Consider the following 16,149-nt stretch of genomic DNA (forward strand, 5'->3'; position numbering starts at 1 on the left):
ACGGATATTGTTAACGATAGGCAAAAAATAATTGATTTGAAATATGTTAAGGCACGATTTAAATTTTATTATTAATTAAAACATGCCTTTATGTAGTTTGGATAATGTACCTAAGCAGCCTCTATACAATGAGGTCGTAATCTTCGCGAAGTATATCTATGATTTCTTGTTTAGGGTTATTGCTTAATACCAGCTTTGTTCCAGTAATTTTTTCTGCAATATTTAGGTAAGTTGTTGAAACGTCCATTAGTACACTTGTAGGTAGTGAGTTATTCCTCGCGAGTGCGTTACGTTCGTCCATTCTATTTTTGTTTAAAAGGATGTCTGGATCAGGGAAATAATTTAGCAATACCTGACGAAAGCCTTCTTTCGAGTTTTCGACGACCTTGCCATTGCGATATGCCTCTCCATCCCAAATACGAGATGAATCCGGCGTGCCTACCTCATCCATATATATAAGCTTTTCTTGTTGCTGTGAGTCTTTTACGTAACCGAATTCAAACTTCGTATCGATAAACATTTGTCCAATTTTAGCAAGCTCATTAGTAATCAATGAAAAACCATCTTTTAAAAGCGTTTGATATAAAGACACATCTTCAATACTTTTAAAATTAAAAGACGAGTAATTGTTAACTATATCTGCATTACTAATATTTGCATCATCCGCCTCCGGTACGTTTGGAATACCTTTAAGAATGCCTTTGGTCGATGGTGTTATTAAAATTTGATCTAACTTTTGGTCTTTGGTCAGGCCTTCAGGTAGTGTGATGCCACAAAACTCTCGTTCACCTTTTTCGTAGCTGCGCCACATTGATCCGGTTATGTATTGGCGAGCAATTGCTTCAATCATTACTGGTTTAGCTTTTTGTACAATCCAAACAAATGGATGTGGGATATCTAAAATGTGGCTGTCAGCTAAACCTTTCTCTTTAAATAATTTAAACCAATGATTAGAAATAGCATTTAGAGCAGCTCCCTTACCAGGAACACCATTTAGTCCGTTTTCTCCATGCCATACACAGTCAAAGGCAGAAATACGATCACTTATTACCATAATAGCTAATGGCGTGTCTTCGGCTACGTCGTAACCTTTATCTCTAATTAATCGGCTACTATCTTCGGCCGTAAGCCAGTAGACAGAGCGAACTTTTCCACTATGGACAGGAAGATTGGTTTTTATAGGAAGATCATCGTTTACCGCTAATACTGATTGAGCCAAATTCATTGGAATAGTTTCCATTTAGGTGAGGAAGCAAATTTGGCTTTAAAGTCTAGCAAAATGCGTCAAGAAATAGAAAATAAAAAAGGCCGATAATCGACCTTTTTCATGTATTTATCTTGGTTTCGCTTAAAGTTTAAATTTAGAAGCGGCCTCAAGTAAGTCATCAGATAATGTATGTAGGCTTTTCGAGACATCACGTATGCCATCAAGTGCCTCTAATGAACTTCCAATTGACTTGTTCATATCGTTAACATTCATCATTACAGTATTAGCAACAGACGTTTGTTCTTCAGTTGCCGTAGCAATTTGAGTATTAAGGCCATTAATCGTGTTGATATGCCCCGCTATTTTGTTAACAGACTCACCCGTTTGAGCTGCATATTCTTCATTACGCTCCGCTTGGGCGCTAGCACTTTCCATTGAGTCAACCGAAGCTGTCGCAGCTTCTGTTAGGGCATTTAATAGTTCTCGGATTTCAGTAGTTGATTTTGATGTTCTAGATGCAAGCTCTCGAACTTCGTCAGCAACAACCGCGAAACCACGGCCTTGTTCGCCAGCACGTGCCGCTTCAATTGCAGCATTCAATGCCAACAGGTTAGTCTGTTCAGCGATTGAAGTAATAACGTCAAGAATTTGATTTACGTTTTGAGTATCTTGAGCCAATTTATGGATAACTGAAGATGCGCCCTTTATTTCACTGTTCAATGCTTGAGAAACAGCCATAGACTGGTTAAGAATGTCTAAGCTTTGGTTAGCTTCTTTCTCTGCGTTTTCTGTAGCAACCGCCGCTTCGTTTGCAGAGTTAGATATTTCATTTACGCTTTGATTCATCTCTTCCATGGACTGTTTAACCATTTCTGAGTCTTCGCTTTGCTTATGCATTGCAGACTCAGCAACTTCCATCCGTTGGATTAATCGTGTTGAGTTATCAAGCAGAGGTTGAACAACCGCCATAACATCACTAATGGCCGCACGTAAAACCTCCATAAAACCATTGAAGTTTTTCGACATTTGACCAATTTCATCTTCGCTTGTGACATTTAGTGTTGAATTTAAATCACCGTCGCCCTTAGCAAGCTCACCAAGGGTATCAGCCGCATCGGACGCTGCTTGGCGAATAACTCTACCAATAAATACACCTAGAATGACGATTAAAACAACAAGCACAACCGATACAATAATACTTTGCATTATGGTGTTTTCAGAGCGTGCTTTTGCGTTTTCAGCTAGTTCAACGTACTCACGATCTGACTGAGATTTGTATTGTTCAAGATTATCGTTTAGTTGTTTAAATAACTCTGCTTTTTCAGAAGACTTTTGCTGTATAACAGAAAAATCTGCATCGCCACTTAAGAACGTGGTCACGATTTCTTTTGCTGTAATGTTGTATTTTTCTAGCGTTTGCTCGAATTGTTCTAATTTAGAACGATTAGCTTTATCTAGTTTAAGTATGCTTTCAATGTTCTTTTTTAATATTTCATATTCGGCGTCTGCTTTACTAATTAGCTCTTCGTCACCAAAGGAGACAGCTTGGCTATAAAACTCATCAATTCTGTTGATGATAAATGAGTTAGCCGTAGAAATTTTTGCTATTTGATAACGACGGTCCTTTAGATCGTCAATATTTTTATTATTTTCTTGGCTAGCGAGCGCATTTAAAACAATAACGACGATCAGAGCGATTAGCGCGATCAAGGTAATGACATTGATCTTTATGAAAACACTGAGATTTTGGAATTTATTCACACTTAATCTACCTATAGATTTATCGAAAGCATTAAATATATCGGCTTAAGCCGCCAGCCCTTTAGCATTAAAGAGCTGAATAATGTTTCTATGGTTATAATTTGACCATAACTGCTTGTAACGACTTAAGTTTAGACAAAGAATTTGATCTAACAAGGCAAACCGCAAATAAATATCTAACTTCGTATACCAATGCCTTTGTTTATCAACGTCATTGCGACACTAAAAAATATAATTACAAAAATAACAATCATACTTATAGCAACAGATAAATTGACATCAGACACGCCTAAAAAGCCGTACCTAAAAGCGTTAACCATATAAACGATAGGATTCGCTTTGGAAACGGTTTGCCAAACATCTGGTAGTAAACTTAAGCTATAAAATACGCCGCCTAAATAAGTAAGCGGTGTTAAAATAAAGGTTGGAATAATTGAAATGTCATCAAAGGAATTTGCGAATATTGCATTGATTAATCCAGCCAATGAAAACACCATAGACGTCATTAATACGGTAATAATTAGAATCGGGATGCTGTGAATTTGAATATCTACAAATAATAAGGACACGCAGGTAACGATTAAGCCAACGAGCAAACCGCGTAGCATTCCGCCGCCAATAAAGCCCAATACAATAACGAAGTTAGGCACCGGAGCTACAAGCATTTCTTCGATATTGCGCTGAAATTTAGCACTAAAAAATGAACTAGCTACATTGGAATACGAATTGGTTATCACCGACATCATAATGAGGCCCGGGACAATGAAAGACATGTAATCATACCCACCCATTTCGCCAATTCTAGACCCGATTAAGTTACCGAAAATAACAAAGTAAAGGGTCATAGTAATGGCCGGTGGCACTAAAGTTTGAACCCAAATACGTAAAAATCGAGTGCACTCTTTTATTAAAATTGCCTTTAATGCAACTGAATAACTGCCCATTATGCGTTCGCTCCTTTTTTACCATCTTCCACGAGTCTTACAAATAGCTCTTCTAAACGATTGGCTTTGTTTCTCATACTTAATACTTGAATGCCTTGTTCTGTCAGTTGCGTAAATACACTATTTAAGCCTTGCCCTTTCATGACATCAACTTCGATGGTGTGGTTGTCTTTTGTTTTTGAAGTAAAGCCTTCAATCGTTGGCGCGTCATTAAACTCAGACGTATCTAATACAAAGGTCTCCACATTGAGTTTGGCGAGTAAGTTTTTCATTGATGTATTTTCACCAATAACGCCTTTATCAATAATGGCGATATTACGACACAACATTTCCGCTTCTTCCAGATAATGTGTGGTTAGAATAATAGTTATGCCTTCATCGTTTAACTTTTGTAAGGCTTCCCACATACTACGGCGAATTTCAATATCCACGCCAGCGGTCGGCTCATCTAATATTAAGAGCTTAGGTTCGTGCATTAGCGCGCGAGCTATCATTAGACGTCGCTTCATTCCGCCAGACAGTGTGCGAGCTTGAGAGTCACGTTTTTCCCATAGATCAGTTTGCTTCAAATATTTCTCAGCACGTGTAAGGGCGGTTTTTCGCTCTACGCCATAATAACCAGCTTGGTTAACAACAATCTGTAAAACCGTTTCAAACTGATTAAAATTAAACTCTTGCGGTACTAAGCCAATATGAGATTTTGCGAGTTCAAGTTCTGAATCAATATCATGACCAAAAACTTTAACCATTCCGGACGATTTATTTACTAACGAACTGATAACGCCAATAGTCGTTGATTTACCTGCTCCGTTTGGTCCAAGCAGTGCAAAAAAATCACCTTCTTGAACATTTAGTGTAATGCCCTTTAACGCTTCAACGGTTCTATTTTTCGAGTGATAAGTCTTTTTTAAATCTTTAATTTCTAATGCGTACATAGACGTAATTATTCTCAATATTGTCGATTAATGAGTATAGCCCCAACGAGGCACCAATGTTTGTTCTATTTGTAAGTGATCTAACACTCTAGCAACCATAAACTGTACAAGATCATCAATACTTTTAGGGTGATGATAAAAGCCAGGAGCCGCAGGCATAATAGTGACACCTAGATTTGAAAGTTTAAGCATGTTTTCTAAATGAATAGAGGAAAAAGGAGTTTCTCTTGGTACCAATATAAGCTGTCCACGTTCTTTAATTACAACATCAGCAGCACGTTCAATTAGGTTATCTGAGCTACCTGTTGCGATAGCCGATAGTGTGCCGGTTGAACAAGGTAATACTACCATTTGTTTAGGAGCCGCTGAACCAGATGCAGGAGGACTAAACCATTGCTCCTTGCCTAATACTTCAATTTGATGTTGCTTAGCGGAAAAATAGTTTTTACACCATTCTGTTGCTTGACTAGGGCTGCCTGGAATATCGAGTTCCATTTCGGTCTTTAAAACGACCTTTGCTGCGGACGATAACAGTAAAAACACTTTAATATCTTGATTGATTAATTGCTGAATAAGCTCCATTGCGTAGGGCGCGCCGGACGCACCTGTCATAGCAATGGTAATTCGTCGTTTGAAAGAATTATCCATATAGGATTCAGCATTATTTTGAGACATGGAAAAAATTAACCCTTTTGCGTTATCACTTGTTTTAATTGTTGGTGAATACCACCAAAACCGCCGTTACTCATCACCACTATATGGTCATTGGGTTTAATTAGTTCAACCACACGCTCAATAATAGCATCAATACTACTGAAGATTTTGGTTGGTGTATGGTTTAACGACAGATCTAGCTGCCAAGTGCTGTCACTATTAAATATCAATACTTCATCAGCATTCTGCCAAGAGGATGCTAGAGTATGGTTGTGCACACCCATTTTCATGGTGTTAGATCTTGGCTCTAGTATGGCAATAATGCGTTGATTACCAACTTTGGCTCGAAGCCCGGCAAGTGTTGTTTTAATTGCAGTAGGGTGATGAGCGAAATCGTCATACAGGGTTATGTTATTGTGTTGCATCACCACTTCCATACGGCGCTTAGCATTGGTAAACGAGCTTAAAGCCTTGATGCAGGTGCTAATATCCATACCACAGTGCCTAGCAGCAGCAAGCGCGGCGAGACCGTTGTGAACATTATGTATACCAGTTAGCTGCCATTCAACCGTCCCAATTAATTCGTTTTTAAGGTATACCTCGAACCTACTACCGTCATATAAATCTAGCGCATTCGACTTTATCGAAACTTGCCAATCGGAGTCACTGTTGGTGGACAAACCTGAAGTGCTAATGGTTTCGCGAGGGCTCCAACATCCTAATTCTAGTGCAGACTCAATGTGTGTTTCGTCGGGATTAGAAATCAATAAACCATTATTCGGTAAAATGCGCACTAGATGATGAAACTGAGTTTTTATGGCATCAATGTCTTTAAATATGTCAGCGTGGTCAAACTCTAAATTATTGATAATAAGTGTTTTAGGTAGGTAATGAACAAACTTACTGCGCTTGTCAAAAAAGGCCGTGTCGTATTCGTCAGCTTCAATAACAAAAAATGGACTGTCGCCTAAGCGTGCTGACACTTCAAAATTTCCAGGCACTCCACCAATCAAATAACCTGGGTTCATACCACAAGACTCTAACAACCATGCAACCATACCGGCGGTAGTAGTTTTCCCATGAGTACCAGAGGCTGCAACTACCCATCGATGTTGGAGGACTTCTCGTTTCAACCATTCTGGTCCAGAGGTATAAGGCAAGTTACGAGCTAATACATATTCTACAGCGGGATTACCTCGCGACATGGCATTACCGATAATAACGAGATCCGGCTCTGGCTTAAACTGTTGTTCATCCCAACCCGTTGTCAAAGTGATACCTAACTGTTCTAGCTGAGTAGACATAGGTGGATAGACATTTAAGTCTGAGCCCGTTACGTCATGACCCAGCTGTTTAGCAATAGCTGCAATACCGCCCATGAATGTGCCACAAATGCCTAGAATATGTATATGCATAAATATAATCTGTTCGTTAAATTGGAGAGCCAGGAGGCAGTTTACTGGTATCTACTAATGGTAGCCACTTTCTGTGTTCAAAATACCAGGACAAATGGTGGCTTAACAAACGGTAATAGCCTCGTTGGCCAGAGCTCATATCGAGCGATGCTTGTTTTAACCAACTGTTTAGTTGTGACAATTCATTAAATAAGTCTGCTTTCACTTCAATTGGGGTTTTATCTGAGTTAAGCGTAGACACTAAGGTTTCAATTGTTAGTGCGCCAATTCTCTGTTGGACGGCAGACTCTAGACCTATCGACGCTTCGCTTTTGACTGTAGCGCTAATGATAGTTTGTAGGTACTCACCTACAGTTGAGTGTTTGCTATTTAAATTTGCTTGTTGTGCAATTCGTGTAAGACGAGCAGGGTGCAGTAGCCCAGACAAGGTGTGGTTCGCACTGGCCGCAGCTAGAGTTACGGGATCAAATGCTAGCCCAGTTTTATTTGGACCACTCTCTCTATTACGATAACTGCCGTATGCTTTAGGCGGAATGACATCAATAATAGAGGTTGGCAATGTCAGAGTTTTAGCATGTAGAGTCTTCAGTAACGACGCTAAGGCTTGAGATTGTTGCTCAGCACTTACCGGATTTACATTGGAAACACTATTTGGCTCTTTAATCGCATAATTATATTCAAGCCCACCAATTAACTTCACTGCAGCTGTTGTTTGATAACGATGGAAGTAATAAATAGGCATTAATATTTCTTCAAGATCCGATATTGGTTGGTTAGGAGCTAAGTTATCTAAACCAAATTTTGCCAGCGCGAGCTTGCGTATTTTTAAAACTCTGTCTAGTTCAGCTGCCGGATTATTTCCGTTGTCCCATAAGTGTCCAGTAGGGTGCGCGCCACTTAACGGTCGAGCATCCGAGTCAGACATATAAAGTAAACCTTGCGCTCTTGTTTTTGAAATTAAGTCACTAAGCGCTGTGGTTTCTTCTTCTTTGGATGAAAACTGCTGATAACCGTACTTAATAACATATTTGTCCCATTCGCCAATGCCTTCGGAATAGGCATCAGACAAATCTATTTTATCATCTTCAATCTTTATGTAAGGATGCGGGTAGTCCATTACCGAGGCTCTATTGTTTGCTGACGCGGCAAAGTTATGGGCAATTCCGAGCGTGTGACCAATTTCATGAGCAGCAAGTTGACGAATTCGAGCTAAGGCCATGTCTTTTATGTTACTGGTATCGTTATCTACAGAATTCTTAAATGGTCCAGTTAAGCCTTGTGCTAGCAGATAATCATGTCTAACGCGCAATGAGCCCAGCGTAACGTGTCCCTTTATTATTTCGCCAGTTCTAGGATCTATGACAGATGCGCCATAACTCCAACCACGAGTTGCTCTATGTACCCACTGAATGGTGTTGTAGCGGACATCCATTGGATCAGCTCGTTCGGGTAACATTTTAACCTGGAAACCGTTTTTAAAGCCGGCTGCGTCAAATGCTTCTGTCCACCATCTCGCGCCTTCGAGTAAAGCCGAGCGAACTGGTTCAGGTGTTCCAGGATCAAGGTAATAAACAATAGGTTCTTTGTCATTAAGTCGATGGCGTGGGATAACTTTTACATCCATGCTTTCATCTAAAGACGCTGCATAATCTTTATGGCTAATGCTCCAATAACCACTGAACGGATGAAATGCACGTGCTTGGTAGTTGTCGTCTGGTAGTTTAACCAAAGAATGATGCATATGGACGGTTATATTATGCGCATCAGGAGCAACTTGACGAACGTACTGGCCTGGTGAGCTCCCACTAAATGAAACAATGGACTCTAGTTCTGTATTTTTAGGAAATGACTTACTTCGAGCAAAATTTACAGCGCTGCGGTTTTTAACAACCGAGTAATTGCCTTGCTTTTGTGCTTTTAGTGTACGCGCAACGCCGTGAATATCACTTAATAAGAATGGCGTATAGTCGATGAGAGACGTGCCTCTGTCTTTGGCTATTATTTCAAATCCAAAAATAACAGACTTTGCAAAGGCCTCTTCAACACTTTTTTGCTCTGCGCGGTTATCACTATTTGCTCGGTAATCTGTATTAAGTTGCGTTAGTAAAACCTTATTGCCGTAACTTTCGAACTGCACTATTCGTGTGTCACCAAGTTGGCCTCGGTCAAGACCAATATCGTTTGAGCCTAAGCCATGAGGCAAGCTACTTTGAAAAAGGAATGGTTCTTTTTGCTCTTCAATTTGTAAATAAATTTTGTCGTTTTTTTTATCGTAGAAAAATGTAAAGTATCCTTCAACTTTCAACATACCGGATGTGAAATCCTTAACGGACTTAATCTCAGCAAATGTCACGCTTGTCATAAAAAAAGCAAATAAAGCGATTATACTAAGTAGGTAGCGACTCATTCTCATTGGTCATCCTTAAACTCTTATAGTTTTTAGAAGGTTGGCAAAATTTACGTTTAAGTGTGCCGTAGTTTATGAATTATGTGAACCAATAACTCACAACTGAAAATCATTCTGAAAGTGCGATTGAAAGTTTTCATAAAATAATCCCAAAAAACTGCAACTCACTTAAAAAAATGGTTAGAATAGCGCCATCTAAAAGTTACGCTTGGATTTATTGATTTTGTCCAAGCACGATATTGACTTAATTGTTGATAAGTTCCGCTTGTTAACTGATAAAATCCATAAAAGGCTTTAAATACAATGAAAAGACTAGCTCCTGAGTTACGAAAAGAAGGCGTTGAACTAGACCTGATTTCTTTAATTAGAACCATATTAGCGGCGTGTAAAGATATCTCTTTTCGAGTAGGTCAAGCGGATTTGTCTGGTGTATTAGGCTCTACCTTAAATGAAAACATTCAAGGTGAAACACAGAAAAAACTAGATATATTGTCTAATCAACTTCTCAAAGATATGTTATTAGAGTCTGGTTTTGTAAGGGCGATCGCGTCAGAAGAGGAAGATTACATTGTTGAAGGTCAGCATGGTGGTCGGTTTTTAGTAGCATTTGATCCGTTAGACGGCAGTTCTAATATAGATGTAAATAGCTTAACAGGTACGATATTTTCAATTCTTCCGGTACCAGAAGATAAGTTAGATGGAGCGCCAATTACCGAACAAGACTTTTTACAGCCGGGACGTAATCAGGTTGCTGCCGGTTATGTTATGTATGGCCCATCTACAATTTTAGCGCTGACTACTGGCAAAGGTGTACATTTTTATACGTTAGATAAAACCCATGGCTCGTTTTTGAAAACACGCGAGGACATTGCAATACCAGAAGAAACGCAAGAGTTTGCCATAAACAGTTCTAATCAGCATAAATGGGATATCCCAATGCAGCGTTATATTCGTGACATCCTTGATGGCAAGGCTGGTATTCGAGGCAAAAACTTTAATATGCGCTGGATCGCTTGCATGGTTGGTGACGTACATCGAATTTTATGTCGTGGAGGTATATTTACTTACCCTCGCCATACTGACAATCCTGACAAGCCAAACAAATTACGCTTATTATACGAAGCAAACCCTATGGGTTTATTAGTTGAACAGGCTGGTGGCCTTATTTCAACAGGTGAGCAGAACATTTTGGATATTCAGCCTACGGAACTTCATCAACGAGTACCGGTTATTTTAGGCTCCAAACAAGAAGTTAAAATCTGTCTTGATTACCACAATCAATAAGTAATATCAGCGCCATATTCATCATTGAATATGGCGCACCATCTCCTAGTACTATTCATTTGTTTATTATCGATATTTGTTGCTCGAATTTTTAATTGATTTGGTTATAATTCACGCCATCATTTTTACTATTTATAAACGTGCCTAGGTACGTAGCCAAATTAATTTATCAAAGGTGTGATATGCCAAATTATGTAGTGGGCCATAAGGTTCCAGATTCAGACTCTATTTGTTCTGCCATCGCGTTGTCTTATTTAAAAACTGAACTTGGTCAAGAAACTGTGCCTGCACGTTTGGGTGAATTGTCACCTGAAACTATGTTCATTTTAAATCGTTTTGGCTTTGAGCAACCTGAGCTTAAATTAAGCTATGCTGGAGAAAGTCTTTATATTGTTGATCACTCAGATCGTGTACAAGGCCCAGACGACATCGACGATGCGACTATCTTAGGGATTATTGATCACCACAAACTTGGCGACATCACCACATCTACACCGTTAGAGTGTTGGATTCGTCCGGTTGGTTGTACAAATACTATCATTAAAATGATGTATGACTTTGAAGGCATCGCTATCCCTAAAGATATAGCTGGCGCAATGATGATGGCTATTTTAAGTGATACTGTTTTGTTTAAATCGCCAACGTGTACAACTGCAGATATAAAGTGTGTTGAAGCATTAGCGGAAATTGCAGGTGTTGAAGATTACATGGATTTAGGCATGGAAATGTTTAAAGTAAAATCTGACGTAGAAGGTACGCCTGCACGTGACCTTGTGCTTCGTGATTTTAAAGACTTTAATATGAAAGGACAGTTGGTTGGTATTGGTCAGCTAGAAGTGATTGACCTTGCCATGCTAGATGAAATGAAAGATGACTTGCATGCTGACCTTCAAGCATTAAAAGAGGAAGGTAATCGTCATTCCGTAATTTTATTGCTAACAGATATTATGAAAGAAGGTTCAGAACTTTTAGTCGTTTCAGACGAACCAAGCGTAATAGAAAAAGCATTTGATGTAACTTTGGTTAACAATCGTGTTTGGATTGACGGCGTTCTAAGCCGCAAAAAACAGGTAGTGCCGCCATTACAAGATAGCTTTGTTGCTTAGTTTCCTAGTGTAAGATTTGGTCTTACTTAAAACATTAAGCCGTGATTGTTATCGCGGCTTTTTTGTTTAATAAAACAAATAATTTGGAGTGTAGATGTGACGCGTTTGAGCCCTAAGGTGTTTTTACTAGCTATGGCCTTTATTTTACCGTTTGTTTTTGCGGTTTGGGCTACCTTGCTCAATAACTTCGTCATTGAAAAAGCGGCTTTTACCGGTGCCGAAATTGGTATGTTGCAGTCAATCCGAGAGATCCCTGGATTTTTAGCGTTCACGGCTATTTATATTTTGCTTTTTATTAAAGAGCAACGCTTTGCAATATATTCAATAGCTGTATTGAGTATAGGCGTCGCATTTACCGGTTATTTCCCTACTGAGTACGGCTTGTATGTGACGACCTTTATAATGTCTATCGGCTTTCATTATTACGAAACAACGCAGCAGAGTCTCACTTTACAATGGGTCGATAAAAAAGAGTCCGCACATTTTTTAGGACAAGCCTTAGCAATGAAATCATTTGCATCATTACTGGCTTTTGGCGGCATTTGGGTGTTAATGGAATGGCTTGAGGTAACCTACAAAACTACTTACTTAATAGCAGGTGGTGTTGGTTTTGCGGTGGCATTATTGCTATTTTTTGGCTTTCCTATGTACGAACAACCTCATGTGCAAACTAAAAAAATAGTGCTTAAAAAGAACTACATGCTTTACTACGCGTTAACTTTTCTAAGCGGCGCTCGACGACAAATCTTTATGGTCTTTGCCGGCTTTATGATGGTTGAAAAGTTTGGTTACAGTGTTGGTGAAATTAGTTTGCTGTTTGGCGTCAACTACATATTTAACTTGTTATTTGCCAGTAAAATAGGGCAGTGGGTTGGAAAAATCGGCGAACGTCGAGCGTTAACCTTTGAATATATTGGACTTATATTTGTATTTGTCGGCTATGCATTAGTCGAAACCGCAGAAATTGCCGCAGCCTTGTATGTCATTGATCACATGTTTTTCGCGTTGGCCATTGCCATAAAAACCTACTTTCAAAAAATTGCTGATCAAAAGGACATAGCCGCAACAGCCTCTGTTAGCTTTACAATTAACCATATTGCGGCAGTAATAATACCCGTGATGTTAGGTTTAGTATGGTTATATTCAAGTACTTTAGTGTTTATGATTGGAGCGTCTTTTGCAATCTGTAGCCTTATTATAAGCCAGTTGATTCCAGATCAACCGAGTGAGGATAAACCATTTAGATTTAGCGCAAGTCCAAAAACACTCGACATAAATGCAAAGTAAAAATGTTTAAACGACAAGGCTTAGGCTCCAGACGAAACAAAAACTATATGGTTAAGAAGGGTGGTTTACGTGAAGCGTTAGTCGACCAGCAAGTTCTAATCATTCATCAAGCCATTGCTAAAAAGTTAGTTGCGTGTCATCAGCAAGGTGATCATCAATATGAAATTAAAATATTAGAAACGATGAATAAACGCCGTGATGAAGGTCGAATGAAATATGGCGAATACCTGACATGGCAAAGTCTTTTAGAAATAATTGGCAATTCGGATGATTTTATTAAGGGCATGTTAGAAGACTCGCCACAGATGCGAAAATATCGTCGTAGAACGCCATGTGTAGGGATTCTAACAGAAGAAGAACGAACTTTAGCTCTAGAAATAGGTACAAGCGAACAAATAGACAGTGCTCATTTTTAAGCATTGACACAAGCTTTCAGTTACTTACAATCAGATAACGATTACAGGGAGCGGGACAGCGGTTAGCTCGTGAATATAGAACAACTGAACAAACTGCTATTTGAAAAGGCAAACACACTATCGTCAATTGCAAGTGGTCAAGCTAATCACGATGCATTGGATCAAGTGTGTCTAGATTTAGAGAATACTATTTCTATTTCAAATGCACAGTGTGCAATATTTGAGAAAATAGGTGAAAACTTTTACTTTATCGCCGCTCCAAGTAATAAAATCGAAAGCTTAAATGATATTGATGAAGTTCCGCTGTCTTATTTTGGGTATAAGCCTGAAGCGCCAGCCTTTTTCGACTTGAAATATCGTTCCTTCGAGCTTGAGTCTAGTATACAGACGCACAGCGAATCTGAGTTAAATTCTTCTTCCAACATATTGCATACTGTCGGCGTGCCGATTATTGATGACGATAATACGTTGCTTGGGCTTATGGTCCTATTTTCCACTCAGGAACTAGCTATTAATCGAAGGCAAGTAGAGTTTTTGAAGTTTTTTAGTCATTTTACGTCTGCGATATTAATCGCTATAAATACGGCTCGAGATAACGAACTAAAAATTGAAGCGTTAAAAAAGAGTAATGAAAAATTTCGAGCATTCACCAAAGTAATGCCAGACTTAGCTTTGATCATTGACGAAACTGGTTTGTACGAAGATGTTCACGGCTCGCCAGATAACTTAGTTTATATCTCCGCTACTGAGATTATTAACCAAAATGTAAATGATATTTTTCCGCCAGCAGACGCGGAAAAAATAATGTCAGTCATAGGTGCTGCATTAGCCACAGACAAAACCCAAGAATATGAATACTCCATTCAAGGCGATTCTGGAATAGCTATATTTGAAGGCCGTATAACCCCTATCCATTATAATACCGATGAGTCAGAGAAAGCGAAACATGTGCTTTGGATGGCTAGAGACGTAACTGAAGCAAAAAAGACACAAAAGAAAGTAAAGCAGTTAGCTTATTTTGATCCTCTGACTCAGCTACCTAATCGTAGAATGTTCAATGAACGTTTAGAGCTTACGGTTGATAGCAAAGCGATGTCGCAAGAGTTTGGGGCTATTTTGTTTTTAGACTTAGATGAATTTAAGCGTATTAACGACTCGTTAGGGCACTCAGCAGGAGATAAGTTGCTTAAAGATGTATCAGAGCGTTTACGTTCTGCGTTACGAAAAAGCGACATTTTAGCCCGTATTGGTGGTGACGAGTTTGTTATATTGGTCGAGAATGTCGGAAAAACACTTGAACAAGCACAGTTGGAAATATCAATTGTCGCAAAAAAAGTTCAAGAGGCATTTACGACTAAGTTTGAAATTGAAGAACTAGTCTTTCAAGTATCTTGTAGTATTGGCATTTGCGTTATCGATGGCACGACAAGCGCGCAAAATATTATGAAATTTGCAGATACCGCGATGTATAACTCAAAACGGCAAGGGGGTAATAGCTATAGCTATTATGATCCTCAAAAACAAACGCTCCTAGATAGACAGCTAACCTTCGAATCTGAAATCGTGTCGGCTATCGAAAATCGTCAATTTTGTGCTTTTTTTCAACCTCAAGTCGACCGTTATGGCAAGTTATGCGGCGCCGAGGCGCTTATAAGGTGGCTTCACCCTGACAAAGGTATGATTCCACCAAATGAGTTTATTTCTGTAGCAGAACAATTTGGCCTGATACAAAGCCTACAAGATATCGTTCTTGAAGATATTTGCCAGCTGATTAAAACTTTAGAAGTTGAAGCTGTTCTTCCGAAAGACTTTAAGATTTCAATAAATATCAGTCACTCACAATTCAAGTCGACAAACTTCAAACGTTTGTTAATGAGTACAATTAATAAATACAATGTGGATGCGAGCCGTATAACCCTTGAAATTACTGAAAGTATGCTTTCTCATGATATTTCGAAAACGGTTCAACAGATGAATGACATCGCTGGAACTGGTTTTACATTTTCAATTGACGATTTTGGCACTGGTTATTCAAACTTATCAAATCTACATGCTTATCCTGTCCAAGAGCTCAAGATAGATAAATCATTTGTCGATCGACTATTAGACAGTTCTGGTTTGAGCATAGTTGAAACCATCATCAGTCTTGCTAAAAACTTAGAAATGCGAGTAGTTGCTGAGGGTGTTGAAGATGAAAAACAAGTCGCTGTGTTAAAAGGAAGAGATGTTGATATTCTACAAGGCTATTATTTTTCTAAGCCACTGCAATTTGAAGACTACGTACAGTGGCATAAAAACAATTTATTAGCTTTTTAACAACTCATCTTTATCTACTAAATGTTCAGTTAATTGGTCTCGTTCGTTGTCTGTGATAGCTGACGATGTGTTGGTCTTATAGTCAAACTTGACCATTACACACTCACCCCAAGCGACTCGCGACCCTTGTTGCCACACTTCTTGCAAAATATTTAATGAAGAACGACCTATTTTACTGACATGAGTCCGTATCTCGACTTCATGTTTGTAGTGAATCTGTGCTACGTAATTAACCTCAATTTTGGCAATAATTAAATTCCAATTATCTAAGTCTTGCGTTGGATTAAAAATTTTAAATATACCAGGACGTGCACTTTCAAACCAAACGGGTATCACAGTGTTATTGATATGTGCTAGTGCGTCCGTCTCTTGAAATCTGGGTTGGATTTTTATAGCAAACATTTAACTTCCTTAGGC

At 38.9% G+C, this 16,149-nt stretch carries 13 protein-coding genes; 5 read left to right on the plus strand and 8 right to left on the minus strand.

Translation table 11 applies throughout. The features are described 5' to 3' along the window. Positions 1-121 precede the first annotated feature (121 nt). The 7 genes from ACZ1GV_RS01615 to ACZ1GV_RS01645 all read right to left on the minus strand — a co-directional run bounded on the left by ACZ1GV_RS01615 (position 122) and on the right by ACZ1GV_RS01645 (position 9,329). Positions 122-1,225 carry a phosphoribosylaminoimidazolesuccinocarboxamide synthase gene (locus ACZ1GV_RS01615; RefSeq protein WP_472674956.1) on the minus strand — a complete coding sequence of 368 codons (1,104 nt, stop codon included), beginning with the start codon at positions 1,223-1,225 and terminating at the stop codon, positions 122-124. Positions 1,226-1,348: 123 nt separating this feature from the next. Further along, positions 1,349-2,968, minus strand: a complete 1,620-nt coding sequence (locus ACZ1GV_RS01620) for a methyl-accepting chemotaxis protein (RefSeq protein ID WP_472674957.1) — start codon at positions 2,966-2,968, stop codon at positions 1,349-1,351. A 176-nt stretch (positions 2,969-3,144) separates the two neighbouring features. Continuing rightward, a complete protein-coding gene (locus ACZ1GV_RS01625; RefSeq protein WP_472674958.1) occupies positions 3,145-3,912 on the minus strand; it encodes an ABC transporter permease in 768 nt (255 codons plus the stop codon). Then, on the minus strand, positions 3,912-4,847 hold the full coding sequence (locus ACZ1GV_RS01630; RefSeq protein ID WP_472674959.1) for an ABC transporter ATP-binding protein: 936 nt from the start codon (positions 4,845-4,847) through the stop codon (positions 3,912-3,914). Before ACZ1GV_RS01630 ends, ACZ1GV_RS01625 begins: the two co-directional genes overlap by 1 nt. Positions 4,848-4,874: 27 nt before the next feature. After that, positions 4,875-5,522 carry a flavin prenyltransferase UbiX gene (locus ACZ1GV_RS01635; RefSeq protein ID WP_472674960.1) on the minus strand — a complete coding sequence of 216 codons (648 nt, stop codon included), beginning with the start codon at positions 5,520-5,522 and terminating at the stop codon, positions 4,875-4,877. 8 nt (positions 5,523-5,530) lie between these two features. Next, the gene (gene mpl / locus ACZ1GV_RS01640; protein WP_472674961.1) at positions 5,531-6,916 is read right to left on the minus strand and encodes a UDP-N-acetylmuramate:L-alanyl-gamma-D-glutamyl-meso-diaminopimelate ligase; all 1,386 of its coding nucleotides are present in this window, start codon (positions 6,914-6,916) and stop codon (positions 5,531-5,533) included. Between the two features lie 16 nt (positions 6,917-6,932). Further along, positions 6,933-9,329 (minus strand): zinc-dependent metalloprotease, encoded by a 2,397-nt coding sequence (locus ACZ1GV_RS01645; RefSeq protein ID WP_472674962.1) that lies wholly within the window; start codon positions 9,327-9,329, stop codon positions 6,933-6,935. A gap of 297 nt (positions 9,330-9,626) precedes the next feature. On the opposite strand from ACZ1GV_RS01645, the gene ACZ1GV_RS01650 reads away from it, so the two are divergent. From ACZ1GV_RS01650 to ACZ1GV_RS01670, 5 genes are all read left to right on the plus strand, one after another. Continuing rightward, on the plus strand, positions 9,627-10,607 hold the full coding sequence (locus ACZ1GV_RS01650) for a class 1 fructose-bisphosphatase (protein WP_210560290.1): 981 nt from the start codon (positions 9,627-9,629) through the stop codon (positions 10,605-10,607). Positions 10,608-10,789: 182 nt separating this feature from the next. Beyond that, positions 10,790-11,713 carry a manganese-dependent inorganic pyrophosphatase gene (locus tag ACZ1GV_RS01655; protein WP_472674963.1) on the plus strand — a complete coding sequence of 308 codons (924 nt, stop codon included), beginning with the start codon at positions 10,790-10,792 and terminating at the stop codon, positions 11,711-11,713. 132 nt (positions 11,714-11,845) lie between these two features. Next, on the plus strand, positions 11,846-13,000 hold the full coding sequence (locus ACZ1GV_RS01660; protein ID WP_472675853.1) for an MFS transporter: 1,155 nt from the start codon (positions 11,846-11,848) through the stop codon (positions 12,998-13,000). 2 nt (positions 13,001-13,002) lie between these two features. Further along, entirely contained in the window at positions 13,003-13,416 is a 414-nt protein-coding gene (locus ACZ1GV_RS01665) for a hypothetical protein (protein WP_472674964.1), read from the plus strand. 69 nt (positions 13,417-13,485) lie between these two features. Next, positions 13,486-15,732, plus strand: a complete 2,247-nt coding sequence (locus ACZ1GV_RS01670; RefSeq protein ID WP_472674965.1) for a putative bifunctional diguanylate cyclase/phosphodiesterase — start codon at positions 13,486-13,488, stop codon at positions 15,730-15,732. On the opposite strand, the gene ACZ1GV_RS01675 is transcribed toward ACZ1GV_RS01670, so the two are convergent. Further along, positions 15,721-16,134, minus strand: a complete 414-nt coding sequence (locus ACZ1GV_RS01675; protein WP_210560286.1) for an acyl-CoA thioesterase — start codon at positions 16,132-16,134, stop codon at positions 15,721-15,723. The genes ACZ1GV_RS01670 and ACZ1GV_RS01675 overlap by 12 nt on opposite strands. Positions 16,135-16,149: the final 15 nt, after the last annotated feature.

It is taken from the genome of Psychrosphaera sp. HA2-10 (genome assembly GCF_055693745.1).